This window comes from Pantoea sp. BAV 3049 (genome assembly GCF_009765445.1).
Taxonomy (GTDB): domain Bacteria; phylum Pseudomonadota; class Gammaproteobacteria; order Enterobacterales; family Enterobacteriaceae; genus Erwinia.
The window spans coordinates 225,948-251,982 of record NZ_WHOY01000031.1; the positions used below are offsets into that span (position 1 = coordinate 225,948).

General features: G+C 57.1%; 19 protein-coding genes. 6 read left to right on the forward strand and 13 right to left on the reverse strand.

All coding sequences use genetic code 11. The annotated features are described in order from the left end of the window. Window positions 1-172 precede the first annotated feature (172 nt). Window positions 173-3,658, reverse strand: coding sequence for a cellulose synthase complex outer membrane protein BcsC (gene bcsC / locus GSQ70_RS01870; RefSeq protein WP_233268229.1), 3,486 nt, complete (start codon window positions 3,656-3,658; stop codon window positions 173-175). Window positions 3,659-3,821: 163 nt separating this feature from the next. Between bcsC and GSQ70_RS01875 the strand changes: the two genes are divergently transcribed. The 3 genes from GSQ70_RS01875 to bcsG are packed head-to-tail and all read left to right on the forward strand — an operon-like array spanning window position 3,822 to window position 6,147. Then, window positions 3,822-4,316 (forward strand): BcsE family c-di-GMP-binding protein, encoded by a 495-nt coding sequence (locus GSQ70_RS01875; RefSeq protein WP_370521028.1) that lies wholly within the window; start codon window positions 3,822-3,824, stop codon window positions 4,314-4,316. After that, the gene (bcsF, locus tag GSQ70_RS01880; protein WP_158780679.1) at window positions 4,313-4,498 is read left to right on the forward strand and encodes a cellulose biosynthesis protein BcsF; all 186 of its coding nucleotides are present in this window, start codon (window positions 4,313-4,315) and stop codon (window positions 4,496-4,498) included. The genes GSQ70_RS01875 and bcsF overlap by 4 nt, the downstream gene beginning before the upstream one ends. Next, complete coding sequence (gene bcsG / locus GSQ70_RS01885; protein ID WP_158780680.1) at window positions 4,495-6,147, forward strand: cellulose biosynthesis protein BcsG; 1,653 nt, start codon at window positions 4,495-4,497, stop codon at window positions 6,145-6,147. The genes bcsF and bcsG overlap by 4 nt, the downstream gene beginning before the upstream one ends. On the opposite strand, the gene GSQ70_RS01890 is transcribed toward bcsG, so the two are convergent. Beyond that, window positions 6,141-7,661, reverse strand: coding sequence for a DUF2235 domain-containing protein (locus GSQ70_RS01890; protein WP_158780681.1), 1,521 nt, complete (start codon window positions 7,659-7,661; stop codon window positions 6,141-6,143). The genes bcsG and GSQ70_RS01890 overlap by 7 nt on opposite strands. A 517-nt stretch (window positions 7,662-8,178) precedes the next feature. Here GSQ70_RS01890 and GSQ70_RS01895 point away from each other — a divergent pair. The 3 genes from GSQ70_RS01895 to GSQ70_RS01905 all read left to right on the forward strand — a co-directional run bounded on the left by GSQ70_RS01895 (window position 8,179) and on the right by GSQ70_RS01905 (window position 9,344). Continuing rightward, entirely contained in the window at window positions 8,179-8,496 is a 318-nt protein-coding gene (locus GSQ70_RS01895; RefSeq protein ID WP_158780682.1) for a hypothetical protein, read from the forward strand. A gap of 278 nt (window positions 8,497-8,774) precedes the next feature. After that, window positions 8,775-9,020, forward strand: a complete 246-nt coding sequence (gene ycgZ / locus GSQ70_RS01900) for a regulatory protein YcgZ (RefSeq protein ID WP_158780683.1) — start codon at window positions 8,775-8,777, stop codon at window positions 9,018-9,020. Between the two features lie 30 nt (window positions 9,021-9,050). Next, window positions 9,051-9,344, forward strand: a complete 294-nt coding sequence (locus tag GSQ70_RS01905; RefSeq protein WP_158780684.1) for a hypothetical protein — start codon at window positions 9,051-9,053, stop codon at window positions 9,342-9,344. 411 nt (window positions 9,345-9,755) lie between these two features. Here GSQ70_RS01905 and GSQ70_RS01910 read toward each other — a convergent pair whose 3' ends face one another. From GSQ70_RS01910 to dppB, 11 genes are all read right to left on the reverse strand, one after another. Then, window positions 9,756-10,757, reverse strand: a complete 1,002-nt coding sequence (locus GSQ70_RS01910) for a glycosyl hydrolase family 8 (RefSeq protein WP_370521029.1) — start codon at window positions 10,755-10,757, stop codon at window positions 9,756-9,758. Between the two features lie 11 nt (window positions 10,758-10,768). Further along, window positions 10,769-11,236 carry a cellulose biosynthesis protein BcsD gene (gene bcsD, locus GSQ70_RS01915; protein WP_158780685.1) on the reverse strand — a complete coding sequence of 156 codons (468 nt, stop codon included), beginning with the start codon at window positions 11,234-11,236 and terminating at the stop codon, window positions 10,769-10,771. Between the two features lie 2 nt (window positions 11,237-11,238). Next, complete coding sequence (locus tag GSQ70_RS01920) at window positions 11,239-15,051, reverse strand: cellulose biosynthesis protein BcsC (protein WP_158780686.1); 3,813 nt, start codon at window positions 15,049-15,051, stop codon at window positions 11,239-11,241. A gap of 5 nt (window positions 15,052-15,056) precedes the next feature. After that, a complete protein-coding gene (gene bcsB / locus GSQ70_RS01925; RefSeq protein WP_158780687.1) occupies window positions 15,057-17,699 on the reverse strand; it encodes a cellulose biosynthesis cyclic di-GMP-binding regulatory protein BcsB in 2,643 nt (880 codons plus the stop codon). Then, on the reverse strand, window positions 17,696-19,798 hold the full coding sequence (gene bcsA, locus GSQ70_RS01930; RefSeq protein WP_158780688.1) for a UDP-forming cellulose synthase catalytic subunit: 2,103 nt from the start codon (window positions 19,796-19,798) through the stop codon (window positions 17,696-17,698). Before bcsA ends, bcsB begins: the two co-directional genes overlap by 4 nt. Before the next feature lie 92 nt (window positions 19,799-19,890). Further along, window positions 19,891-20,688: a cellulose biosynthesis protein BcsQ gene (gene bcsQ, locus GSQ70_RS01935; RefSeq protein ID WP_158780689.1), complete on the reverse strand. Its 798-nt coding sequence runs from the start codon at window positions 20,686-20,688 to the stop codon at window positions 19,891-19,893. After that, the gene (gene bcsO / locus GSQ70_RS01940) at window positions 20,679-21,383 is read right to left on the reverse strand and encodes a cellulose biosynthesis protein BcsO (protein WP_158780690.1); all 705 of its coding nucleotides are present in this window, start codon (window positions 21,381-21,383) and stop codon (window positions 20,679-20,681) included. The genes bcsQ and bcsO overlap by 10 nt, the downstream gene beginning before the upstream one ends. Before the next feature lie 656 nt (window positions 21,384-22,039). Beyond that, entirely contained in the window at window positions 22,040-23,047 is a 1,008-nt protein-coding gene (dppF, locus tag GSQ70_RS01945; protein WP_158780691.1) for a dipeptide ABC transporter ATP-binding subunit DppF, read from the reverse strand. Beyond that, window positions 23,037-24,023 (reverse strand): dipeptide ABC transporter ATP-binding protein, encoded by a 987-nt coding sequence (dppD, locus tag GSQ70_RS01950; protein ID WP_158780692.1) that lies wholly within the window; start codon window positions 24,021-24,023, stop codon window positions 23,037-23,039. The genes dppF and dppD overlap by 11 nt, the downstream gene beginning before the upstream one ends. A gap of 10 nt (window positions 24,024-24,033) precedes the next feature. Beyond that, a complete protein-coding gene (dppC, locus tag GSQ70_RS01955; RefSeq protein WP_158780693.1) occupies window positions 24,034-24,936 on the reverse strand; it encodes a dipeptide ABC transporter permease DppC in 903 nt (300 codons plus the stop codon). 10 nt (window positions 24,937-24,946) lie between these two features. Next, window positions 24,947-25,966, reverse strand: a complete 1,020-nt coding sequence (gene dppB / locus GSQ70_RS01960; protein ID WP_158780694.1) for a dipeptide ABC transporter permease DppB — start codon at window positions 25,964-25,966, stop codon at window positions 24,947-24,949. Window positions 25,967-26,035 lie beyond the last annotated feature (69 nt).

The following is a 26,035-nucleotide window of genomic DNA, read 5'->3' on the forward strand; positions in this document are numbered from 1 at the left end:
CGGCCAGCGAGTACAAATCGGTCGGGAACCGATTTGAACAGCGCTTGTGCTGGCCCGCAGGATGAACCTCAGGGACGAGGTTTATAAATCCCCCGCAGCTTACTCAGGTAAGTGACTGAGGTGCACTCGTGCAGCCAACGCCTCTGCAGCCCGAAGTATGATGGGAAAAGGATTATTTGAAATCAGCGTATGGCGTCAATGGCTGCGGCGGCATATCCAGATCGCCTTCCCAGCCCGCCATCGAATAGCGCAGATAAAGCAATCCGTGGCTTGGGGTGTAATCTTTCGCCTGCTGAATATCCACGCCAGCTCCAAGCGTCCAGTGGGCAGTCAGGCGTCGTTCAATCACAGCCCGCAGCGTGTAACCAAAACCGCTGCTGCTGCTGTCACTGCTGGTGGGATTATTGCTGGTCAGCGAACCGAAATCCACGGGATAGCGAGGTTCGCCGCTGGTGCGCGAGTGCGACCAGGAAACCGAACCGCCAAGATCCCATGACCAGTTTTCTGTGCGCTGGCGATAAGTCAGCGGCACGGCGAGCGAGCGGTAACTTTGCGGACTGTAATACCCCCCCTGGCCAAGCGAATAGTCGCTGAGATCGTGAGCGTAGTGCCACAACATGCCGTTCAGGCCAATAGTGGCCCGGCGATTATCTTCGTTGATCAGCTTGTAGTAATAGCCCACCATCAGCCGCTCGCGGGAGTTATTCTCAACGTTTTCACCGGTGATTTGATGAGCGCTGAGATTGGCCCAGACGCCGTTGGCTTCGCCCTGATCATAACTCAGACCAATGGCCCCCCCGGTCGCCACCACGCCTCCCCAGGTTTTTCCACTGAGCTGGTTCGGATCGCGCGCGCCGGCAAACGCCAGCAGCGAGCTGGAGATTGGCCGTCGGGAAGCGGTCAGCGACACCCCCAGATCCTTCACGTCGGTGTTCCAGGTAACGCCCCCAACCCAGTTGGTGACCTCAAAGCCCAGTGGCGTGGTGCCGATATCCGCCGACCATGTCTCGCTGTTATAACCCACCCCCACGCTGGTTCCGTTCTGGTGCTGGCGGTAGTCGCGGTTACAGACCGCATCGTCGTTGGCACAGGTGCCAAAGTTTTCGTCAACATTCCCGCTGCTGTTGCGTGAAAAAGTCCCGGCAGAAACATCCACATTATCCAGCCGCAGGAAGCCTTTGCCTTCGGCAACCGGCGTTTCCACCTGCATCATGGTAGTGTGAGCGGTGAAGTCCGAGACACCGCCAGTACCTTTGTCGCGGGAGTAGTCTTCTTCCAGCGTCAGCGTGGTGTCCTGCTGGCGGGCGAGGCTGGCGGCATCGCTGCGGATCCCCCGCTTCAGCCAGTCATCCATCTTATCGTTGCGCGTCAGGCGGGTGAAATCGTCAGGCTCTTCCGATGGTTTGGGGGTGATACCACTGGCCATCATCGCCTGGCGATAATCTTCCAGCGCGGCTTGCGGCTGTTCCTGACTGGCTTCCAGCCGCGCCGAGTCCCGATACACCAGCGCGCTGCTTTGCGACGGCATCTCTTTCGCAGCCAGCGGCTTGAGGCTGGCGTAAAGCGCCCGGGCGCGTTTTGTGTCACCCACGCTCAGCCAGGCATTCGCCACCCTTCGCCCGGTATTCACACTTTCTGTTGCGGCTGAGGCTGGCAGCTCTGTCAGCTGCTGACGGGCTTCCGGCAACCTGTTCAACGCCACCAGCGCCTCGATCTCACCCAGCCGCGCATCGTTATTCTGTGGCTCTTTCGCCCGCACAGCACGATAGCGCTGCAGTGCCTGCTCGCTCTCACCCCCTTCCAGCGCCCAGTCAGCCTGAATTAACGCTGTCTGCGTTGAGGCCGGAAGTGTGCCGAGCAGAGCCATCGCCCCGGCCTGATTGCCGGAAGTGCGCAGCTGCTCAGCGCTGGCGACAGCAATGTCGGTCTCCAGACGTGTATTCAACTCTTTGATATCCTGATCCCACTTCGCCTGCGGCAGAGCATGCAGCTGGCTGAGAGCCTCATCAGGACGATTGCTGCCGGAGAGATAGAGCGCGTAAGCATAAACCTGGGGAGTATCGGCTGGCTTCTGGCGCGCCATTGCCGCCATCTGGTTGTCCGCCGCCTGCGGCTGGCCTGCCTGACGCAGCGCCTCTGCCAGCCGATAATTCAGCCAGATATCATCCGGGACATCCTGCTGCGCCTGGCGGTATTTGTCTGCTGCCTGCTGCCAGTTTCCTTCCCCGGCCAGCTTATCGCCTTCGGCACTCAGCGCATTGCTGCGCAGGGCGACCAGCGAACCGCCCAGCGCACGTTTTTGCCCGGCAGGCAGCCCGTTGATAAACGCCATCGCTTTTTCTGGCGACTGCTGTTGATAGAGAGACGCCAGCCTTCTGGCTGCCGTGGTATTGGAGGGGTCAATCCGCAGCGCACGACGGAAATGTTCTTCCGCTGCCACCGTATTCTTCTGCGCCAGCGCCACATCGCCCAGACCGATTAACGCATACCCATCCGTACCATCCAGCCCGCGGGCCTGCTGATAATTGCGGTTCGCAGCGGCCAGATCGCCCGCCGCCAGCGCTTTATCGCCCCGCGCCACCGCCAGCCAGTACTGGTTAGATTGAAGCAGGCTGCGCCATTTGCCGATATCGGTGCCCTGCGCATCCGCCACAATCGCCCGCTGATACCAGATGTTCGCTTCTTCACGATTATTGGCGCGGGAGTAAGCCTGCCCCAGCGCCCCAAGCAGGTCGGAGTCATCCGGCGTGGCTTTCAGCGCCGCCTTCAGGGCGGGAATGGCGCTGGAACTTTGACCGCGGCCAATCAAAGCCAGCCCGCGCAGGCGCTGCTGATAGGCCGGATCGGCCAGCATTTTTTGCTGACGGGCCAGTTCGGCGAGGCCATCGGTCTGCGGCTGGTCACTGGTAAAGGTGGCGAGGTAGTCCTTCAACTGGGCCACCGTCTGTGGCGTCACCGGCTGTGACTGGATGCTGCTCAGCCAGAGTTCAGCGGCCTGATCGCGTCCGGCAGGATCGGCTGAGATAATTTTCAGCTCCCGTACCGCTGCGTCACGGTCATCCCGGCTCAGCAGCATCTGGGCAATCGCCATCCGCACGCTGACGTTGCCCGGCGCATCCCGATCCAGCGCCTGCAATTTGGTCAGCGCCAGAGACTGCTGGTCAGGCAGACGAGCCACCAGCCGCCAGTACTCCAGCGCAATGTCATCTGAGGGGAAAATGCCCTTAAACTGCTGGTCGTAAGCCGCCCGGGCATCGAGAAGCCGTCCGGAAGCCGCCAGCAATCTGGCCTGCTGCAACTGCTGCCGTCCCTCATCGGAAATCAGCATAATGCTGGCCTCCGCCTGACGGGTGGCGGCGGAATCCGGCGAGATTTTTTTCAGCTCAGCCATCAGTTTCCGGGCTTTGTCCTGCTCACCCTGATGCAGGGCGAGGCGGATTTGCGCCGCCAGCACCTGTGGATTATCCGGGGCGATTTTGCCCAGCCGGTACAGCGACTGGGTGACCAGATCGTACTTGTTGGTAGACTCTCCCACCCGCACCTGCTGCAGCAGCCAGTCAACCGGCTCCACCTGCGCAGCAGAAGAAGCGGCCAGGCCGCCGCAGCTCAGCGGCAGTAAGAGTGCGGGCAGGAGCAGGCCCGACAGCGGACGTTTCACTAGATATCGTCCTCGTCACCCAGGCGACGACGGCTCACGCTACGCATCAGCCTCCACAGCAGCAGGCCGAACAGGATCACCACAACAGTAGCGAACACTGCCAGCAGGACCGGGTGCGTCGCATCGTCACGTCCCTGCCAACATCAGTGCGCTGATGAGCTCAATGGAACCCCTGCAGGAGCGAGGCTTTTTGCCCCTGGAGGCTTTTTGCCAGTCGGTCACGCGGCTGGTCAGCAACCCGCTGCTGCCGGAAAACGGCAAGGGACTGCTGGTCGCCCTGCGACCGGTGCCGGAGTTGAAAGCCACACAGGCGCTGACGCTGTGTAAACCTCGCCGCTTCGGCGATCTGGTCACTCAGGTGGACGAGCGTCTGTATCTGTTTCTCTCCTCATGTCGTTTTAACGACCTGGACACAGCGCTGAAATTCATCTTCCGGCTGCCACACGATGAGATCTTCACCAACCGGATGGTGTGGTACGAAGACCTGCAAATTCAGTCTGAAATCCGGCAGATGACCGACAAAGTGCAAACAGCGTGGCGTGATGCGCCAGCCACCTCTGCAGCAGAACCTGCAGCCACTGAGCCGGTTGAGAAAGCGCCGCGTCGTGAGCCACGCAATATCACCCTTGGTAAAGATCCCGGGGAAGAAACCCAATGACGCTGATGGATGTTGTGCAAATCCTGATCCTGATGGTTTTGCTGTTATTACTCTTGAAACCTTTTTATGCCCGCTGGCTGCCCCGGCAGTGGCGGGGACTGGTGCTGCGGATTACGCCTCCGCGCGCACTGAAGTATGAAGGCACCTGGCGGCGTAAATCTTCAGAATCGGATAAGTCATGAGTCAACAAAAGTCCCAAAAGCCTTCTGCCCTCTCCCTGTGGCGCGGGCTGGGAGGCTGGAATTTCTACTTCCTGATCAAATTTGCGCTGTTATGGTTTGGTTACCTCAATTTTCACGCGCTGACCAACCTGGTCTTTCTGGCGGGCTTACTGCTGCCGATGCCTTCGGAGCGGTTGCACCGCCTGCGCCACTGGATTTCGATCCCCATCGGGATCGGGTTGTTCTGGCACGATACCTGGCTGCCAGGCCCGGAAAGCATTATGAGCCAGGGCGGGCAGCTGGCCGGTTTCTCTGCCGCTTACCTGCTGGATCTGGCCAACAGGTTTATCAACTGGCAGATGATTGGCACCGCTTTTGTGATGCTGGTGATCTACCTGTTTGTGGCGCAGTGGGTGCGAATTACCGTGTTGGTTTCACTGATGCTGCTGTGGATCAACGTGGTAAACATTGCCGGGCCGTCCATCTCCCTGCTGCCGACGAAGGAAATCACCCCGCAGGCCACGCTAAACAATGCGCCTCAGTCGAATAATGTCGCCGAAGCGGCCAACGCCAGCGATCAATCAGCGCCGCCCACCAGCGCCAATTTGACAGCCTGGCTCAATAAGTTTTATGAGAGTGAAAAACAGCGCGTCACGCACTTCCCTGACTCATTGCCTGCAGAATCCGCACCGTTCGATATTCTGGTAATTAACATTTGTTCCCTCTCCTGGTCCGATCTGGACGTTGCTCAACTGCGTGACCATCCGCTGTGGAAACACTTCGATATCGTGCTGAACAACTATAACTCGGCAACCGGCTATAGCGGCCCGGCGGGCATCCGTCTGCTGCGCGCCAGCTGCGGCCAGACCTCACACAGCGATCTGTACAAACCGGTCGATCAGCGCTGTTATCTGTTTGATAACCTGGCGAAGCTGGGCTTCAAAGAAGAGTTGATGATGGATCATACCGGCGTGTTTGGTAACTACCTGAAAGAGCTGCGTGATGACGGTAATCTGCAGGCTCCGCTGATGTCACAAACGGGCATTAAACCGGCCTGGACCTCCTTTGACAGCACGCCGGTGCTGAATGACGGTGAAGTGATGCAGCGCTGGCTGGATGACCGGCAGAAGAGCGCGGATACCCGCAGCGCCACCTTCTACAACCTGATCCCGCTGCATGACGGCACACGCGAGCTGGGCAGCACTAAAACCGCGCCGTGGCAGCCAAGGGCTAAGCAGCTGTTCGATCAGCTGGATACCTTCCTGACTAATCTGGATAAATCTGGCCGTCGCGTGATGGTACTTGTGGTACCAGAGCATGGGGCGGCATTGCAGGGGGACAAGATGCAAATGTCCGGCCTTCGCGATATCCCAAGCCCGAGTATCACTCACGTGCCGGTTGGCATTAAATTTGTTGGCATGAAGGCACCGCATCAGGGCCAGCCGCTGAATGTGGAAGCCCCGACCAGCCTGCTGGCGATTTCCGAGCTGGTCTCACGGGTGGTTGACGGGCAAGTATTCAATGCCGCTAACGTTAATATGTCGGTGCTGACTCAGAATCTTCCGCAGTCGCAGGTGGTGTCTGAGAACGACAACGCAGTGGTGATGATGTACCAGGGCAAACCATGGATCCGGCTGAACGGCGGTGACTGGGTGGCTTATCCTCAGTAAGAATTGCCGTCCATATCATAGCTGGTGCGCTGCCAGCGATCGTCCGGCCGGTTAGTGAAAGAGAGCAGCCTGGCCGGTTTCACTGCACTGACAGTGCTGCCGCTGGCATTCGTTGTCACCGCATTCCAGTTTGCGGAACAGTGGAGATAGCGGCTGGCCAGCAAATCTGTTTCTGCAGCCGTGAATTCTTCAACTGGCTGGCCGCTGCGCACTGCTTTGCCCTGCCCGATCGCTTTTTCGCACAGGCTGTCCAGTTCAGCTGGCAGGTTGAGTGCCGGATCGGCTTCCTCTATCGGTCTGAATCTGGCACCAGCCTCCTGAGCTGCATCCATCATCACCCTGAGTGCCACCTTCGCCCAGTCGTTACGCACCGTTCGCGTAACCGCAGCGGCGGCCCCGCTGCGTTTCTGCAGCATCCCGTAATGGTCCGCTGGCATGCGGTCATCGGACCAGGTGGTGATCTTTACGTCGTTGTTACGCACAATGGGTCCGACCGCTGGGAAATCAGGCAGCGCCTTCATTTCCTCTGCGACTCTTTTATAAAGCCTGGTCTCTTCATCTGCAGTGGAAAGCGACACGGTTTCAAACTGGGGCCGGGTGAGAAAATAGTGTTCCGTTTCTTCCGGATGGTAACCGCCGCCAATATCAGAATGCACACCCGCCAGAACCAGTTCAGGCCAGGCTGGTTTGACACTGTTCAGGGCAAAGTTAAAGCGGCATTCGTGGCGGGCAGCGATCTGAAAGACTTTCTCCGCCACGCCGGGCCTGAGCATGAGATTAACCTCACCAGTTTTCGCCGCGTGGGGATTGAAGCCATTCTTCGCAGTGCCAACAGCCGCCACCGTATCAAAGAGGCCGAGGAAGCGAACTTTACCTGCGGGTTTGCCGGCATACACTTTCCCTGCCATTCCCGCGGCAATAGCACTGACGAGCGCGCTGTCTTGAGCAAATACCCGGTTGGCAAAGTGTCGGGCAGCCGCTGCCCCACGGCTGAAGCCGAAAACATCGAACCGCACTTCACTGACCGCAGGCGTGGCAGTTGGCAGGCTGGCACAATAGTCACTGAGAAGCCCGGCAATGCTGGCAACGGCCTTATCCGTTTTGGCGATGATGCCCCGCTCTCCCGTGCCCATTGCCATACCAACGGCCATATCGGGTTCCCCCTCTTCTGTCCCGATCCCTTCGATATAAAGGCTGAGCTGCACTTCTCCTTCCCGGCCAACAGCTTGCGTTTCGTAGAGCGTATTCAGCCAGTGAATATTGGTGTAGTAACCCACATGGCTGCCGAGCGCGCGATCCCGGTAACCAAGCTCCTGCTTTGCGCACTGGGCGAGCACGGAGAGTGCATCTGCATCCTCCAGCCCGGCCGTTTCCGCCGAACAGACCTCCAGCCCAAAACGGGTGTTGAAAGCATTATTTGCGGTGCCATCAAAGAAGATACCGAGTGTAAGGGTAACGACGGTGGTTGACTCTTCGGCCGGATTATCTGTAAGCAGATTGAGTGAATCGTTCATCAGCGTGTCCTGTGAATTTTTAAGTTCAGTAGACCGCCTGTTCGTGGGAGCCGCAACCGCCTGGCGGTTGCCTTTTTTAAACACTTATGTGCAAAAATTAGCAATTCATTCAGATGATTATAAATTTTATTGCGGAGCCGGACTGCTCGGGACAGAACTCGGTGTTTGATTACGCAGTCTGGTTTTAAATCGCCTGCCGTTTACTCTTCTGCTTAGCCAGCCACTTTCCCTTTATGCTTAGAAAACAGTAAGGTCTGGAATTTGTTGCGTTATATATTACGAAAGGAGGTAAAAACAGGAATTATTCCCATGAAAATAGTTATCAACGTAACCTGATTTAAATAAACCCAACAAAATCAATATGTTATTATTTAACTAAAAATATTCAACAGTAAATTTTTTTTCATTACATCCTTTTTAATCGCGTGTAATTATTTCACTTTATATCGTTAATGTTCTACCTTTATTACATCATAAATATAACATAACTGCTTAGTTGTTATTCCGGAGGCAAATTTTGTTTAATTCTGATGAAGATGATACAAATCACGTCATGATCGGTGAAGCCGCCATTAATCTTATCATTAACAGGGAGGAAATCAGTCCTGGTTCACTTATCAACCAGCTGCAGATTATGGCCAGTAATGAAGAGAACGACGATCGCCTGCTGAAGATCTGGGAGGCCAGAAAATGGCTGCTGGATTTTCGTAAAGGCAATGTCTCATCTGCGCAGGGCCAACACTGGCTGGCCTCACTGGAAAGGCAACCTGATGTCCGGTCAAAAGAGGCAGATATCCGTCCCGGCCGGGCTGGAAACGCCAGAGAAAAAGAGTGACGTACCCTCTGCACGCCAGAAACCTGAGTTGAGGGCGTCGGACAGATTTCACTTCAGGGAATGTCCGACCCGCGTTTCACCATCGATTGTCCAGGTTTGTTACGCCTGCACACCGACGGCCCCCTTTATAACCCACTGAATTTACTTAATTAGCATTTCTTGCTAAAAATCTCCGCGTTATCGAACTCAGTATTACTGTACAACTTCGCCATAGCTGTATAACTTTAGCCCGGCATTTACTAAACACATTCTGAACTTTGCGACTGAGGGTCACTACCATGCGTCAGGACGGATCTAACCCTAAAACTGAAAATGACATCAGCCGTTATTTTAGCGAGGCGATCATGCCATCGCAGCAGGAAACACTGGGCCAGATTGTGGTTGAAATCTTGCGCGCAGGGCGTAATCTTAATCGTAAATCCATTTGCTCCCGTCTTTTAAGACGTCTTGAGCATGCCTCAACGCCTGAACAGGCGCAGCATTATCACGAGCTGATTGGCCTGCTGTTCGGCCGCGGAGACTGAGTTTTTTCGTGATAAGTCAGAGATGTTGGTATGTACAAAAACGAAGATGAAAAACTGATCGATATCCTGCTTGGCGAGGCGGTGATGGTTTTGCTGAAAGAGGATGCTGCCATCAGCAACGCAGCGCTGATCAAACAACTCCATGCTATGGCTGCTGCTGAAAGCGATGCAGCCAGACAGCTCACGTTCAGGCGTGCCATCAATGAAGTCAGAAACTACTCTGCCCCGAACCGGGATGGCTTCAGTCAGGAAATCCGCGACAGCGACAACGTGATGCACCTGTTCACCAATGAAGAATCCCAGGACGGCTCCAAGAAGCACTGACAGGCTTCCATTTACTGTTGCAGGCAGGATAGCGGCAGCGAGTAAGCCAGACGCCTGAGTAGCGAAACAGATTGCGACGGATTGAAGGGTGTGGTGGGACAGCTTGGTCGGGTACCCGGCTGTTAGTGGAAACTTTCGAGAAGATTCCGAAAAGCCTGCTGGTAAATAGCCTTAAGCTGTTCATCTGTATTCTGCGCGCTGTGCGTCTGCAACATAATCAGCACGCTTTTCTTGTTCAGAGGCTCACCTGCCTCAATCAGAGCCGAAACAGCCCTGCCTATAACCGCATAGATATCGGATGGATAATCCTGCTCATTGCCCTGCACATGCCCCCCTTATTCAGGCCGGATGTGCTGATATTTTATCACCACATCCCCGGGTTTGCACTTTAAAGGCTGATTATCCACCGTTTTAATGCGATCGCTCCTGCAGTGCCAGCCAGGCCAGCAGCTTCAGACTGGCAGAATAATAATCTTCTTTGCTGTCCAGTTGGTCAGAGAGATATCCACTGTTCAGGGTCAGGTCACGTACCGCCAGCAGGCCGCCCGCCATGTTGTAAGGCGCTTTGTTATTGCTCATCACATCAATCCAGGCTGGCGTCTGCGACCGTGAGAAGCTCATCCAGAAGTGCTGGAATGGCACCAGCTGCAGGCTTTGCGCATCGTACCAGTAAACATACAGCGGCACGCGGATAGCGTCATAGCTAAAGCGCGGCGGCCATGCAGTGGCGGGTGCCACTGTGCCATCAGCGTTCAGCGCGACCCAGTCCACCGGCAGCCCGGCATCGCCAAAACGCATCTTCGACAGCAAGTCCATCCCGCTGTCAATCAGGTTGGTCCACACCTTCAGATGGCTGCGCCGGGCGAAATCCCGCCAGGCCGGAAAGAGGAAATAGGAGGGATTGAGCACCACATAGCTGGTTTTATTGAAGCCCTGGTTGCCCGGCAACATCACGGTATGACCACCGAAGGCGATCACATCCCGGCTGACGATAGCCCGCTGGATTCGATCGGAAGCCTGCAGATACTCATTGTTCTGCCACTTTTCTCCTGCCTTCAACAGCGCCCAGGCTATCAGCACATCGCCATCGGAGGCGTTGTTCTTGTCTGCCACCGGATTGGTAGCGGCAGGATTGTACTTCCAGTAGAAAAGCCCGTTCTGCGGATTTTTCAGATGCTGTTGCGTCCAGCGCCACAGGCTGTCAAAGCTGCTGCGGTCGTTGTACCACACCGCCATCAACATAGCGTAGCCTTGCCCTTCGGTGTGGCTGACATTGTTGTTACCGGTGTCCTGAATGCGGCCGTCGCTGGTCATAAAGCGGCTTTTAAAGCTGCTCCAGCCATCGGCGGCGCTGGCTTGAGCACAGCCCAGTATCATCACCATTACCATAACGCTCGCCCTGAGCAGAGACATCTTCACCTTCCTCACATCTGGTAGCGGAAATTTAAAGTCGCTTTACTGTCGGTTTCTTCACAGACCAGGCGCACCGCAGGATTGCCACCCTGATCGCTCAGCCAGCGGGCATACAGCCCCTGTAGCACCGCGCCCAGCGCCTGACGCCACTGGCGGGCTTCGATCAGGCCATCGCCCGGCGGCAGCGCCATATGGGCGATCACCATTGAGGACTCGCGGGGCTGCACGTCAACAAATCCCCAGTTAAAACGCGCCAGCACAGCGTTAATCTGCTGTTCCAGATCGGCAACGGTCTGCGCCGCCCCCAGCGGGTAACGGCTGGCAAGAGTATCGCCCATCTGCTGCAGGAAAGCGTGGCTTTCTCGCTCTCCGGCGTTACGCAACATGCCGTTGATCATCACGCTGAGCAGATCGAACCAGCCTGGCTGGTACTGCTGCTGACGATAGTAGTGCAGGGTGCGGTCATTAAGTTCACTCATGCTTATTTGTCCCCGAGCATATAGCGGAAGTAAAGTTGAGCGGTGCTCTCGTTGTAATCACCGAAGGTATCGTAGCCAAGCTGACCGCCAATGGTGACGTCTTTATTCACCTTGTAATCCGCGCCCGCATGCAGATTATAGCCAATACCGTTTTTGCTGCCGCCGGAGTAGTAAGCCTCGGTGGCGTAGCCCGCATTAGCATAGTCTTCCAGCTGTGACTGCTTCTCCGAATCGGTCGGGAACCAGGCGCTGCGATCCTGTGAGTAGGACTGATACCCCACCGAGCCGCCCACTTTCACCTTCAGATCGTCGTAATTTTTGCTCCAGTCAACCGGGAACGACACCGCCACAAAGTTCTGCGGGCTGAAGTAGCCACCCTGACCGTAGCTGTAGTAGCTGAGGTTTTTCGAGAAATCCATCCAGCTCATGCTGATACCGGTTTTCAGCTCGCTGTTGTCGTCGTGATACGGGCGAACATAGGCACCAGCCGAACCGACGATGCTCTGGTTGCTCTCCACGTTTTCACCGAGGTAGCTGTAACCGCCCGCCCCGAAGTAGAATCCGGCATCACCGTTATCGTAACTTAACAGCGCATTACCGCCATTTTTGGTCACACGGCCCCATTTCTTGCCGGACAACTTGTCTTCCACACCCACATAGGAGAGCAGGCTGTCGGTCACTGCCCGGCGTTCACCGGTCAGGATCAGCGTCAGGTAGTCGGTCAGTTTAGGTGACCACTGAATACCGCCCACCAGCGTGCTGAGATCCTGGCCCAGCGGCGTCGAGCCAAGGTCGATTTTGAAATTGTCGTTGGTCAGGCCGAGATTAACCTCAACACCGGACGCATTCTGAGAACCCGGAGAATTCAGCAGCACGGACGATGGCGCGATGGCGTTAGCCTGCGCGATACGCCCCTGCTCCAGCGCCTGGGTGCCAAAGCGTGAGATCGAGGTGCCTGAAGCACTGCCCGCACTCAGCGTCACTGGCGTCAGCGTGAAGTCGAATCGCGTGTCGCCATACGGCACCGTTGACCAGGTCAGCGGCGCTTTGGCTTCGGTCAGTTTGCTCAGGCCAGACTCGCCATCACGTCCTCTGACCTGCACACCGCCCTGTGCCCAGGTGCCGGTACGCTCCTGCAGATCGTCCATCATGGTGTCGATCTGGTGCAGGGTCTGGCTCTGCCGGGTCGGGACATCCACGCTGGCGGTTTGTGTGGCGGTATCGCCGCCTGCCGGAGTCTGCTGCCACGGCATCACCGTACCGTAGGCAGAAGGCGAGCGGCGCACACCCAGCGTGGTGCGATTGATAAATGGATTATCAGCCAGCGCCATGCCGCCAATGTCCGGCGTGGAGCCGGTGGTCGCGCCCTCGAGCCCGATCATTTTGCCACGCGCAGTACGCAGGTAAGCCAGCGCCTGCTGATGATCGCCATCCGCTTCCGCCACGCGCGCCATTAACAGCAGACGATCTGGCGTCTGTTCACCACGCAGGCCAGCCGTCAGCATTTTGGCTTTCGGCAGGTCATGGTTCGCCAGGGCAACGTCGATAGCTCCCACTCGGGCATCCTGCGTTGGCGTGTCGCGGGTCATCAGGTAGTCATAGACCACGCCTGCTTCTTTGTTCATTTTTCCGGACTGATACAGACGCCCCATCGCAAACATCAAATCGGTGTTTTGCGGATCGTGTTGCAGCGCGCCAATCAGCTTGTCGTAAGCTGCCGCATATTGCCCCTGATTACGCAGGCGATCCGCCTCGTTGATCACATAGCCATTCTGCACGCCTGCCAGCTGGGTCGGGGTACTGCGCGACTGCAGTTCCGGATTACTGAGGAAGTTCTGCGCTTCGCCGCTCAGGCCAGCCTGATTGAGAACCGCAACCTGAGCCGCATAATCCCCGGCACTGCCCTGCACGCCGCGCTGCATGTTGCTCCGCACCACTGAAACCGCCGTGGTCAGGTCACCGGCAGCCGCCAGGCCTTTCGCCAGGTTACCCGCATCCGCTGGATTTTCCGGTGGATTGACGGCCAGTGCTTTCAGGGTGTTAGCTGCCGCGACATTCGAGCCTTGCGCCAGGTATTGCTGCGCCACTGCCATCTGCAGGTTGAAGTTCACCCGGCGGGAGAGTTCGCGCATATCGCTGTTATGGTTGCGGGCCGGAACACGCGCCAGCAGGGTTTGCGCCTGCTGCCATGCACCGCTTTCGCTGGCAAACAGCGCACCAGCGTAAATTTCGTTGCTGCTGGCACCCTGACGGAAGGCAGGCTGCATGATACCAGCGGCCATATTGGTGTTACCTTGCTGCTGATAAATACGGGCCAGATCCAGCCGCACCCAGCCATCGGTCGGGAAGCGTTGGATCCCCTGCTGCAGCAGTGCGACAGCCTGAGCAGTGTTGCCAGCGGTCAGAGCCTGCTTCGCCTGACGACGAAGCGGATCGCTGGTCGCTGTCGGGCGCGGCGTCACGCTTTCGCGCACGCTGTCCGGCAGGGAAGTCAGCAACGTGTTGGCTTCGGCGGTGCGGTTCTGCTGACGAAGAACGTAGAACAGCCCCTCTTTTGCCGGGCGATTGTCCGGGTCGCTCTGCAACACGGAACGGTAAGTCTGTTCGGCATCCTCCAGATGGTTGCTGCGGCGCTGCACGTCCGCACGGAACAGTTTGGCGGAGATGCCCTTCTCGCCGTCGGCCTGGGCCAGCGGTTCGCTCAGGCTCAGCGCCTGGGCAGTGTTGCCGGACTTCATCGCCTGCTGAGCCACCGCCAGCTGGACATAGAAACGGGCATCGGCCGCCTGTTGCTGGCGCTGCTGGCTGTTATCGCCACCCAGTTTCGCCGCCCGATCCAGATAATCGGCTGCCGCAGCATAGTTGCCGCTGCGTAGTGCCACATAGCCCAATCCAGCCAGAGCATCAGCATCCTCCGGATTGGCTTTTAATACGTTGGTGAAGGCGCTCTGTGCACCGGAGACATCACCGCTGTTCAGCGAAGTAAAGCCCTGGCCCTTTTCCGCGCCGCCCGCGTTCTTCCGGTAATAGTCCATCACCGTGCGGTCCTGCGGATGACGCTGCTGGTAGTGCTGGTACATTGGAGCATCACCCGGCTGCGGGCCAAGCCACAGAAGGGCCTGGCGCAGCGAACGGTCGGCATCCGGATTACCATCCGCCATGCCTTCCAGCACCTGCAAACCTTCGCGGCGGGTGGATTCCTGCCAGGTCAGCGCCTTACCAAGCGCCAGCTTCGCCCCGGTATCCTGAGGATGCCGGGCAGCGAAATCACGCAGATTATCAATAGCCTGTGGCAACAGCGCACGATCACCTGCCATGGTCAGATAATACTCGGCCGCCACGCTGGCTGGCGGTTCGTTGCCGCTGAAAGTGTTGCGCCAGGTGTGCAGCGAGGCGGAGATGTTGCCTGCACGAGCCTGCTGGCGGGCCAGAGTCAGCTGTGCGGTCGGGATAGACTGCAGCTGGCGGGCATTGTCCAGTTCGCTGAGATGCGGGTCCTGTGGAGACACCTGGCTCAGACGCGCGCGCCATTTCGCTGCGGCAGCATTATCACCGCTCTGCTGCGACCACAGCGCCATCAGATACAGCGCCTGGGTGTTATTGCTATCCACCATCAGCACTTTATTTAGTGAATCCCGGGCCAAATCGTCATGGGCTTTCTGGTGCCAGTAATTCGCCTGGTCAAACAACGCCGCAAGGGCCGGATTATTGCTTTCTGCAGCCAGCGCAGGAAACACCAGCGTAGACGCTGCCAGAGTGAGGCCGGAGATCCACAGCTGACGCAATCTGGCGGTAAGGGGATTAAGTTTCGTCATCGTCGTTACTTCTTATCGCTTTCGGTCCGGGGATCATTTTGCGGATTCAGTCGCTTCCAGGCATGTCTTCTCAGCAGCACGCAGGTGCTCAGGCCAACGATGGCGGAGAACAGCAGCGCGAGGAAGGCCAGCACCACCGCATGCTGGTTGGCATACCACACCACCATCATGTACCACGGCATTTGGCCGCTCGGGAACTGCGCGCCGACGCGGAAGCTGCGGATACCGTTTTCATCAGTAATGATGGCGGTATCGCCGCGAATACCGGCGTTGATGCGTTGCAGCGTCAGATCTTTGTGCAGACGTGTAAGTTGTGCATCGTCCGTTGCCACTGTCATCACCACCACGCGGGAGTCATTCCACGGCGAGCGATAGCTGATAAATCCGCGCCACTCTTCGTTCGACGAGAAGTAACGGTCGGCATCCACTGCCTGGCGGTACCAGTCACCGGTCAGCCAGCCGCGCATATTGTCCAGTAATGTCGGTTCTTTCACGCCCAGGGTGTGATTGTTCACATCGTAGGGTGAATCCCGCAGCATCGACTGGTTAAAGGCCGCTTGCGCCAGCGTCGACACCGCCAGCACGTCGCTGTCCTGCAGGTGCTGCAACAGAGTGCCGCCCACCGGAATGCCGAACAGCACGGTGTTATGGCTCAGCGCCACGCCGGTCGCGTTACCGGAACGGCCAGCCATATCCAGCAGCGTGCTGATCTCCGCGTTGCCTGGCTGCGAAGGCAGCATCAGCACGGTCTGCGAGTAGTCCGCAAACCGGGTGAACGGGAAGGAAGCACCGACGAAATAAGACAGGTTGGGCAGCAGCGTAAAGTGGCGCGTATGGCTAAGGTCGATAAACGAGTCATCTTCGATGCGGCTTTTAATGTTGTTGTTGGTCAGCACGCTGCAAGGGGCGCTGTCCTTCGGCTTGATATTGAAATATAGCTGCAGCTGGTTATCACCGTAAATCAGGTACGGATCGAGCTTCAGGGTGTAACTTTCCTGACGCGCGTCGCCGCCCAGACGGTGCCAGATATTCTCCAGCAGGCCGACCTTGTTCACCGTCAGGTTATGCAGGAAGGTGTCGTTCAGGCCGACATTAAAGAATGATTTGTCCTCGTCAATCCAGTTTTCTGACGGGAAGCGATAGTTCACCTGCACTGGCAGCGTGTCGCCATCCCACAGGAACAGGTCAGGTGCGGCGCGGAAGTTAACGCGCAGCGCATCGTGCCAGATCCCGGTGGTGGTCAGGCTTTGATCTTTACGCAGCAGATCGCTGAGGCGCACCGGACGATCGGTGTTGATCCAGCGCGGCGCATCATAAGGCTTGCTGACCGGGATATTCTGCTGGGCAACCTGCAATGCTTCGGTATCGACGCTCAGCGGCTGAGTCAGACGCCAGGCCGCCTGGCGCAGATCGTCGTCGGTTTTACCGATGACCAGCATCAGCTTGTAAACCGGGTTAACCGGGTTATCCACTATCTGCAGAGTCGGTCCGTTGACGTTTGGCACAGCCAGACCCGCAACGGTTTCGCCCGGTCTGGCGAAGACAATGCCGTTTTTCTCAGGCATTTCGTTACGCAGCACCGGGAAGTTGATACCGCGATAGTCAGTCTGAATCCCCATCCACGAGGAGATCACTGCTGCGGCACTGACTTTGCCCGGCGTGACCTCCTGACCAAAGACCATCGCCACGCTGGAAGGCGTCATTCGCAGGTGATCGATAAACGGCCGTGGGAAGTTACGCAGCGTATTACCAATATTCAGCTGCTGACCTTCCAGTGCCAGCGTGGTTTTCGGCAGGATGGTAACCTGATACTGGCTGGCGCTGTCGCGCTCGCACAGCAGCTGGTCGGCATCATTAATCTTAAAGCTCAGGTTGTTGCTGGAAACCACCATCGCCGCCGGAATATCCAGCTGGTAGTCTTCGCTGGCGCTGTCAGAAGCGTTCAGCGGCAGCGTACCCAGCGGCTGACCGTTCAGCATCAGCTGCAGGGAAGTGTTACGGGCGGCCAGCGCCTTCGACACTTTCAGTGACAGGTTCAGGCGAGCGTTAGTGATCACCTCGTCAGAGGGCAACGTAAAGACAATACCTGACTGCAACTGGCCGCCGGTCAGCAGGATGCCGTGGGTCTGGCCCATCTGTGCAACTGAAACGGTGCTGGTCAGCGGCTGGTTGAGCAGCTCGCTGCTGCTGGCCGGTGCCGGGTTTTCTCCCACTGGCGCAGGCCGCGGCGGCAGACCGGCAGGCAAACTTGCAGCCGGATTATCGCTGCCTGCTGTCGATGGATTTGTCGCAGCAGAACCGGCTGGCGTACTGTCCATTCCGGCTGCTGCCGACGGATCTGTCGCAGCAGAACCGGCTGGCGTGCTGTCCATTCCGGCGGTTGCCGACGGATCTGTCGCAGCAGAACCGGCTGGCGTGCTGTCCATGCCGCCTGCTGGCGTGGCAGGATCGGCGGCTGGATCTGACGGTACAGCCGCCGGAGCCGTCATCTCAGCAGAAGACACCGCGGCAGACTGTCCCACATCACGCGGAGGAGGGATCTGGGACAGAGCGCTGCTGTCCTGGGTAACACTTTCCGGCGCGGCCCAGACTGCGCTGCCCAGAGTCAGGGCGCTAAAACAGATCGCAGGTAAAATCAGTCGCTTCATGCCACGCCATCCTCTTCAGCCTTAGTCACTTTATCGGCCTTACGGGTACGACGATCTTTCCAGGTCAGCCAGAACAGTTCAAATACGGTACGGATAATGGTTATCAGTGAGCGGATTGGCCTGTCTTTCGGCCCTTCCGGTTTGATCCAGGCATCGGCACGGGACAGTACCACGCGCACCAGCTCGCGGCGGCGTGACAGCGGGATCTCATCAAACTTCAGGCGTACAACGCCATCTTCCGCACCAATAATGCCGACAGGAATCGAAATTGCGCCGGACTGCAGCATCAAATCGATGCCTTCAATCTCGTCCGTTTCATGACGATTATCCGGGGCAGTGACCTGCGCTCCACCCATAGACAGGTTAACGGTGGTGGTACGCGATGAGATGCCGCTGGCGTAATGCAGCACGACCGGGATGTTCACGTCGATACGGATGGTTTTGCGCGTCTGCCTGGTCTCACGCGCGACGGCAATGGCCGCCATCAGAATGATCAGGCTGAACATCGCCCAGCCGATGTTCAGGGCAATAACGTACGGATCAACGCCAAAGTAATTGTGAGCCACCGCACGGACGATACCGCTCACTACGCCAATCAGCAGCAGGGTGGCACAGATCACATGCGGGCGCACAATGTTGAAGTCGAAGAAGCCTACATCCAGCAGGCCGCCTTTATCCGTTACGTTGAATTTGCCGTGCTTCGGCGAAATCATCGTTAACAGCGTCGGGATAACCAGATGGAAGGCCATCACCGTTTCGTAAATTTCCCCCCAGAAGGTGGCACGGAAACGGCCGTTCATCCGCGAGTTGACGTACAGCGACATCACCAGGTGCGGCAACACATAGGCGAAGATCAGGCTGGCGGATGAGTGGATAATATTCAGGTTAAACAGCAGGTAAGCCAGCGGCGCGGTCAGGAAGATCACGCGCGGCAAACCAAACTGGAAGTGCAGCATAGCGTTAAGGTAGCACAGACGCTGTTGCCACTTGAGGCCACGGCCCAGCAGAGGGTTATCCACCCGGAAGATCTGTGTCATGCCACGTGCCCAGCGGGTACGCTGAATGATATGCAGACCCAGACGCTCTGTCGCCAGACCGGCCGCCAGTGGCAGCGCCAGGAAGGCAGATTTCCAGCCACGACGCTGCATTTTCAGCGCGGTGTGGGCATCTTCGGTCACGGTTTCAGTGGCAAAGCCGCCAATTTCTTCCAGTGCCGAACGGCGGATAACCGCACAGGATCCGCAGAAGAAGGTGGCGTTCCAGTTATCGTTACCCTGCTGAACCGGGCCGTAGAACAGCGCCCCTTCGTTCGGGATTTCGCGCGCGGCTTTCAGATTACGTTCAAACGGGTCCGGCGAGTAGAAGTAGTGCGGCGTCTGCAGCAGTGCCAATTTAGGATCTTTCAGGAACGGCGCAACGGTGGCCTGCAGGAAGGCACGTGTCGCCACGTGGTCGCAGTCAAAAACGGTAATCAGTTCACCTTTGGTGATGCGCATCGCGTGGTTGAGGTTACCGGCCTTGGCATGGCGGTTATCGTCACGGGTGATGTAGCCCACGCCCACATCGGCAGCAAAGACCGCAAACTCGCTGCGCTTGCCGTCATCCAGCAGGTAGATTTTGATTTTGTCGCGTGGGTAGTCGATGCACTGGGCGGCCAGAACGGTGTCACGGACCACATCAAGGCTTTCGTTGTAGCTCGGCACGTAAATGTCTACAGTCGGCCATAAGTTGAGATCCTCCGGCATCGGCTCGATGGTTCTCTTAAGCGGCCATGATGTTTGCAGGTAGCCAAGGATCAGGATCACCCAAACATACAGCTCGGCGATAAATAACCCGATACCCAGAATCGCTTCGATTTCAGAATTAAAAAATAGCGTCTCAGTGGCACGCCAGTATATATAGCGAGTCGACATTAAAGCCGAGAGAAACACGATTACCATTGAGATCTTGTGGCTTTTACTGAGGCCCATAACAAATACAATGGCGATACCAATCAGGCCAAAAATATATTGTTTCTGGCTGTCCATTGGGGTGATCACAATCACTGCGGCGAGCGGGAATAATACCAGCAGCAGCAGGTAATACAGGATTTTGTTCATAAGTCATCCTGAAAACGAAACTATTATTCTTTATCGGGGCGCGGGAGCCCCCCGGGATTTCAGGCTTCCATTCCGGACGGCTCCGCCGTCGACTAGCGCGATCTCAGCGGGGCCTGCATCTCACCGTCACCCACTTTGATATTGAGCAGCGCGGCAATACGCTTGCCGACAATCTCGATATCAAACGCGGCGGCAGACACCGGGCTGAAATCAAATATGGACTGCTGCGAAGCATTGGCTTCCGCCACGCTCTCATCGCGGTTCACCACGCCCAGCAACCGGTCGCCCAGCCGCTGCTGCATAAAGGCCGTGACGTCGCGGCTGATATTGCGGCGGCTGTCGCTCTGGTTAAGCACGAAGTAGTGACCGGAGCGCTGATTCAGCGCGCTACCGATCATTTTTTCGTTTTCAATTTGTGGCAGCAGCGACAGCGAAGCGGTGTCTGCCAACATCACCACAAGGTGTAAATCGGCAAGATCGGTCATCGCCTTGAGGGCAGGGCCGGGCCCGGGTGAAAAATCAGCCACGATCACCAGGCCAGGATAGTTGAGGACGGTGTGTAAGCCCCGGGCAAGGAAGTTCGGGTCACGGGATAAGTTATCTTCGAATTCAACACGTTGTTCTTCTGTCACGTCACCATAGGGCATCACAAAAATATTGCCGCCGGTGGTGAGGATGGACTGGCTCCAGTCAGGCGAACTGGCGGATTTTGCCACGAAGCCACGGCCATCGGAGAGAGGCACGCCAAAATGCAGGCGCAGCGCGTTCTGCACGTCGAAATCTATGGCTAAAACTTTGCTGCCTCCACGGGCCAGGGTGTAAGCCAGGTTGGCAGCCATTGTGGTTTTACCCACGCCACCTTTGGGAGAACAAACACAAACTAACGGCATGAGGCGATTCTCTCCAGCAGAGGTTGCAGCAGGATATCTTTAGATAAAGTGGTGACTTGCTGTTCCGACCCGGTGCTGAACAGTTGTTTAAAGCGCGGCAGATCTGCAGACGCGGACAGTGCCTGACTGGCGGGCTGCGGGGCCGCAGGTTGTGCCACAGCGGGTGCGGGCTGATAAGCCGGAGCAGCAGGTGGTGCCTGTACAAAGGCCGGTTGCGCTGCAGTCAGTGGCGTCGCAGCCTGTACCGGGGCGGTGTCCAGCGGGTTAGCAACGGGAGGTTGCTCAACCACGGCCGCTGGCTGAGGCTGTTCGGCGACCGGTGTCGGTTTAAGCGAAGCTGAGATGCTGTCCAGCAGCGATCCACCGGGCTGTGCTGCCGGTTTAGCGGCAACAAAAGCCGCCACGTTCGCGGGCTGAGCGGGACGTTGTGGTGACTGCGGTTGTGCCGGAGCAGCCTGGGAAACAGGCGGCGTGCTCGGGAGGCTGAACAGATCTTCAGCAACCGGTTGAGGTGCGGTAACATGCACGCTCTGGCCATTCCCTAAAGCCGACTCTGCACCCTCATCCATTAACTGTTTGATAATAGCCCAGTTAGCGCTGTCTGAATTCCGGGTCTGTTCAGACATGTCCTTGAATTCGATATGGTTTGTTTGCGTTTTTTCTTTAAAACGCTGCAGGTCATCATAACTTTTCATGGGAATGATCGCGGAGAGTGAGGGGGAATTTTGCGGCAATATATCATACAATTTTTATTTGCATCGGATTATTCTTACCGCCCATAAAAAATTCATTTCAGTAAATATTTCACTCTTCAGGATTCATAAAACCGATAATTTCGCTGACTATCAATCAACGTTGTTATTAGTTGCCTTAAATAAGTAATTGCTTCAGGGTATTTAAATATTATCTCTGTTTACTGACTGAAGAGTCAGTCACGAAATACACAACTTCTTTTAGTTTAGCAATACTTTAGCCATCGTTATCAAACAATATCCTGTTCAGCTTGAAAATTTGACATAAGTCACTTAACGCTGGTCCTGATCCCCTACTTTCTTCCACCTGCCAGCCGCGTAGTTTAGCCGCAGCACAGCAGGCCACTTAAGTGCAATGGCACTCTGGGGTCGCTAATGCCTGATTTCTTCTGACAATTCCGGAAGCCGCTCGAGTACTCGCAGGAGCTTGATGGGGAAAGGGTTGGCGATCATTTACCGGAAAAGGAAAACCGTCCATAAAAGAAAAAGGGCGAATTGCTTCGCCCTTTGGAGTGAGTGGCGTTGCCACGGCATCGGCAGGCGTCCTGCTTCCACTAACGAGACCGCTGCAGTCAGTTGTTCACCGCGACGATCACAGATCAGTTACCGACCGGCTGACCTTCATCCTGATCCACTGCGAAGCAGGCAATCTGCTGATCGCCATATTGCTTCAGCTGCGGTTGTAGTTGCGTGCACGGGCCAAAGCGACGGCGGCAGCGCGCGTTGAACGCACAACCCGGCGGCGGATTCAGCGGGCTTGGCAGCTCACCGGTGAGCTTGATGCGCTCACGACGTTCATCCGGGTTAAGACGCGGTGTGGCAGAAAGCAGCGCCTGAGTGTAGGGATGGCGGGGGTTAGCGAAAATCGCATCCTTACTGCCACGCTCCACGCACCGTCCCAGATACATCACCATCACTTCGTCAGCGATATGCTCTACCACCGACAGGTCGTGAGAAATGAAGACGTAGGAAAGGCCCAGCTCCTGCTGCAGGTCCATCATCAGGTTAAGCACCTGAGCACGTACCGACACGTCGAGCGCCGAAACCGGCTCATCGGCAATCAGCACGTCCGGATCCAACATAAGTCCACGGGCAATGGCGATACGCTGGCGCTGGCCGCCGGAGAACATATGCGGATAGCGATCGTAATGTTCGGTTTTCAGGCCGACCTTCGCCATCATCTCCAGCGTTTTTTCCCGGCGCTCCGCCTTGCTCAGGCTGGTGTTAATCAGCAGCGGCTCTTCGAGGATCTGACTGACCTTCTTGCGAGGATTCAGAGAACCGTAAGGGTTCTGGAAGACAATCTGAATCTTCTGGCGGCGCAGCTTCTGGGCGGCCGGATCGTGCTTCAGCAGATCCTGGCCCTGATAAAACAGCTGACCTTCCGTCGGCGTTTCAATCATCGTCAGCAGGCGACCCAGCGTGGATTTGCCACAGCCAGACTCCCCCACCACCGCCAGGGTTTTACCGCGCTCCAGGTTAAAGGAAACGCCATCCAGCGCTTTCACCAGGCGCTCCTGGCCAAACAGCCCTTTCTTCACCGGGTAGTGTTTTTTCAGATCGATCGCCTGCATCAGCAGCGATGAATTAGCTTGTTCAGGCTTCATAAGTTGGTCTCCCGGCATCGTCCAGCGGGTAATGGCATTTAGACTGACGCCCTGGAATATCACGTAATTCCGGTTCTTCAGACCGGCAGCGGTCGTTAGCATACGGGCAGCGCGGGTTAAGCAGACAGCCGTTCGGACGATCATACTTGCCCGGCACCACGCCCGGCAGAGAAGCCAGACGTGCCTTATCGGCCGCAAACTCCGGCAGCGCGCGCAGCAGCGCCTGAGTATACGGATGACGAGGCGCTTTAAAGATATCCACAGCCTTACCGGTTTCCACCACCTGCCCGGCATACATCACGATGATGTGCTGGGCAGCTTCGGCCACCAACGCCAGGTCGTGAGTGATCAGGATCAGCGCCATATTCTCCTGACGCTGCAGATCGAGCAGCAGCTCGATGATCTGTGCCTGAATGGTCACGTCCAGCGCAGTGGTCGGCTCATCGGCAATCAGCAGTTTTGGCCGACAGGCAATCGCCATGGCGATCATCACGCGCTGGCTCATCCCACCGGAGAGCTGGTGCGGATAAACATCCAGACGGGAAGCCGGGTCAGGAATGCCCACCTGGGTCAGCAGGTCAATCGCGCGCTGGCGACGGGTCTTTTTGTTGCCGCCCTGATGCACTTTGATCGCTTCCATAATCTGGAAGCCGACCGTGTAGCAGGGGTTCAGGCTGGTCATCGGATCCTGAAAAATCATCGCCACTTCCGAGCCCACCAGCTGGCGGCGCTCTTTTTCGGAGATGCGTTTCAGGTCGCGCTGGTTAAACTCCAGCTTGTCAGCCATCACTCTGCCGGGGTAATCAATCAGGCCCATGATCGCCAGCGAGCTGACTGATTTTCCTGAACCGGATTCCCCGACGATGCCCACTACCTGGCCCTGCTCAACCTGGTAGCTGATGCGGTCAACCGCACGGAACGGGGACTTTTCATCACCGAAGTGCACTGACAATTTATCTACATTTAATAACGCCATCTGCTGCCTCTTACTGCTTGAGTTTCGGGTCGAGGGCATCACGCAAGCCGTCACCCATCAGGTTAAATGCCAGAACCGTCAGCAGGATTGCGACACCAGGGAAGGTGACCACCCACCAGGCACTTTGCGCATACTGCAGCACGTCGGAGAGCATGGTGCCCCACTCCGGCGTTGGCGGTTGCGCGCCCATACCCAAGAAGCCCAGCGCGGCCATATCGAGGATCGCGTTGGAGAAGCCCAGCGAAGCCTGCACGATCAGCGGTGCAAGGCAATTAGGCAAAATATTGACGAACATCTGGCGCATCGCGCCCGCACCGGCCACGTTTGAGGCGGTGACGTAATCGCGATTCACCTCAACCATCACTGCCGCGCGGGTCAGTCGGATATAATGTGGCAGGGCCACGAAGGTCAGCGCGATAGAAGCGTTAACGATCGACGGGCCGAAGATGGCCACCAGCACCAGCGCCAGCAGCAGGCTTGGCAGCGCCAGCATGATATCCACCAGACGCATAATAGTGGCGTCCGTGGCACCGCCGACATAACCGGCGATCAGGCCAAAAATGACCCCGAGGATCAGCGACAGCACCACCACCAGGCAGCCAACCAGCAGCGACAGGCGGGCACCATACATCAGGCGGGACAGCACATCGCGGCCCACGTCATCAGTCCCAAGGATAAACTTCCAGCTACCGCCATCCTGCCAGACCGGCGGGTGCAGCAATGCATCACGGAACTGATCGGCCGGAGCATGAGGCGCGATAAAGTTGGCAAAAACGGCGATTAAGAACATCAGAACCACGTACACCAGGCCGATAACCGCGCCTTTGTTACGTTTAAAATAGTGCCAGAACTCCTGCAGAGGGGTCATGGGCTTGGGTGCAGCGGGAACGCTGCCTGGATCGACTAAAGACATCCTGGCCCCCTTATTTCTTGTGGCGAATGCGTGGGTTAACCACGCCGTAAAGCACATCAACCAGCAGGTTGACCACGATAATCAGCGTTGCCACCATCAGCACCCCACCCTGAACCACAGGATAGTCGCGACGTTGCAGCGCATCGATCAGCCAGCGACCGAGGCCCGGCCAGGAGAAAATCGTCTCGGTCAGGATGGCACCCGCTAGCAGCGTTCCCACCTGCAGACCGATCACCGTGACCACCGGCAGCATGGCGTTACGCAGCGCATGCACCACGATCACCCGCATACGGGTCAAGCCTTTGGCGCGGGCAGTACGGATATAGTCCTCTCCCAGCACTTCCAGCATGGCCGAGCGCGTCATACGCACTATTACCGCCAGCGGAATGGTGCCCAGCACAATTGCCGGCAGGATCATATGCATCACGGCATCTTTAAAGTCGCCAGGCTCCCCCCAGAGCAGGGTATCGATCAGCATAAAACCGGTCAGCGGCTTGCTGTCGTCGAGGAACACCGTATCGCCAATGCGCCCAGCCACCGGGGTCAGGTTCAGCTGCACCGACACCAGCATGATCAGCATCATCCCCCACCAGAAAATCGGCATGGAGTAGCCGGTCAGCGAGATGCCAACGGCGGTGTGATCGAAGATGGAGCCACGCTTAACCGCAGCCAGCACGCCCACCGGGATGCCAACCGCAACAGCAAAGATCATCGCGCAAATGCCCAGCTCCAGCGTCGCTTTAAAGCGCGGAACAAATTCCTGCCAGACCGGGATGCGGCTTTTAAGGGAAATTCCCAGATCGCCATGGAGCACGCCATAGACGTAGGAAACATATTGTTGCCACAGCGGCTTATCCAGCCCCATCTGGGCCAGAAGCTGAGCGTGACGTTCAGGAGACATTCCACGTTCTCCAGCCATAATCAGCACGGGGTCACCCGGGATCATGTGGACAAACGCGAAGGTTAACAAGGTGATGCCAATAAACGTCGGGATGACAAGTCCCAGACGTCGGAGTATGAACTGCAGCATAATCCGGATTCTCTGTAATTTCCCACCGGCTCATGACCGGTGAGATTATAATTGCTCACATCTTGCGGC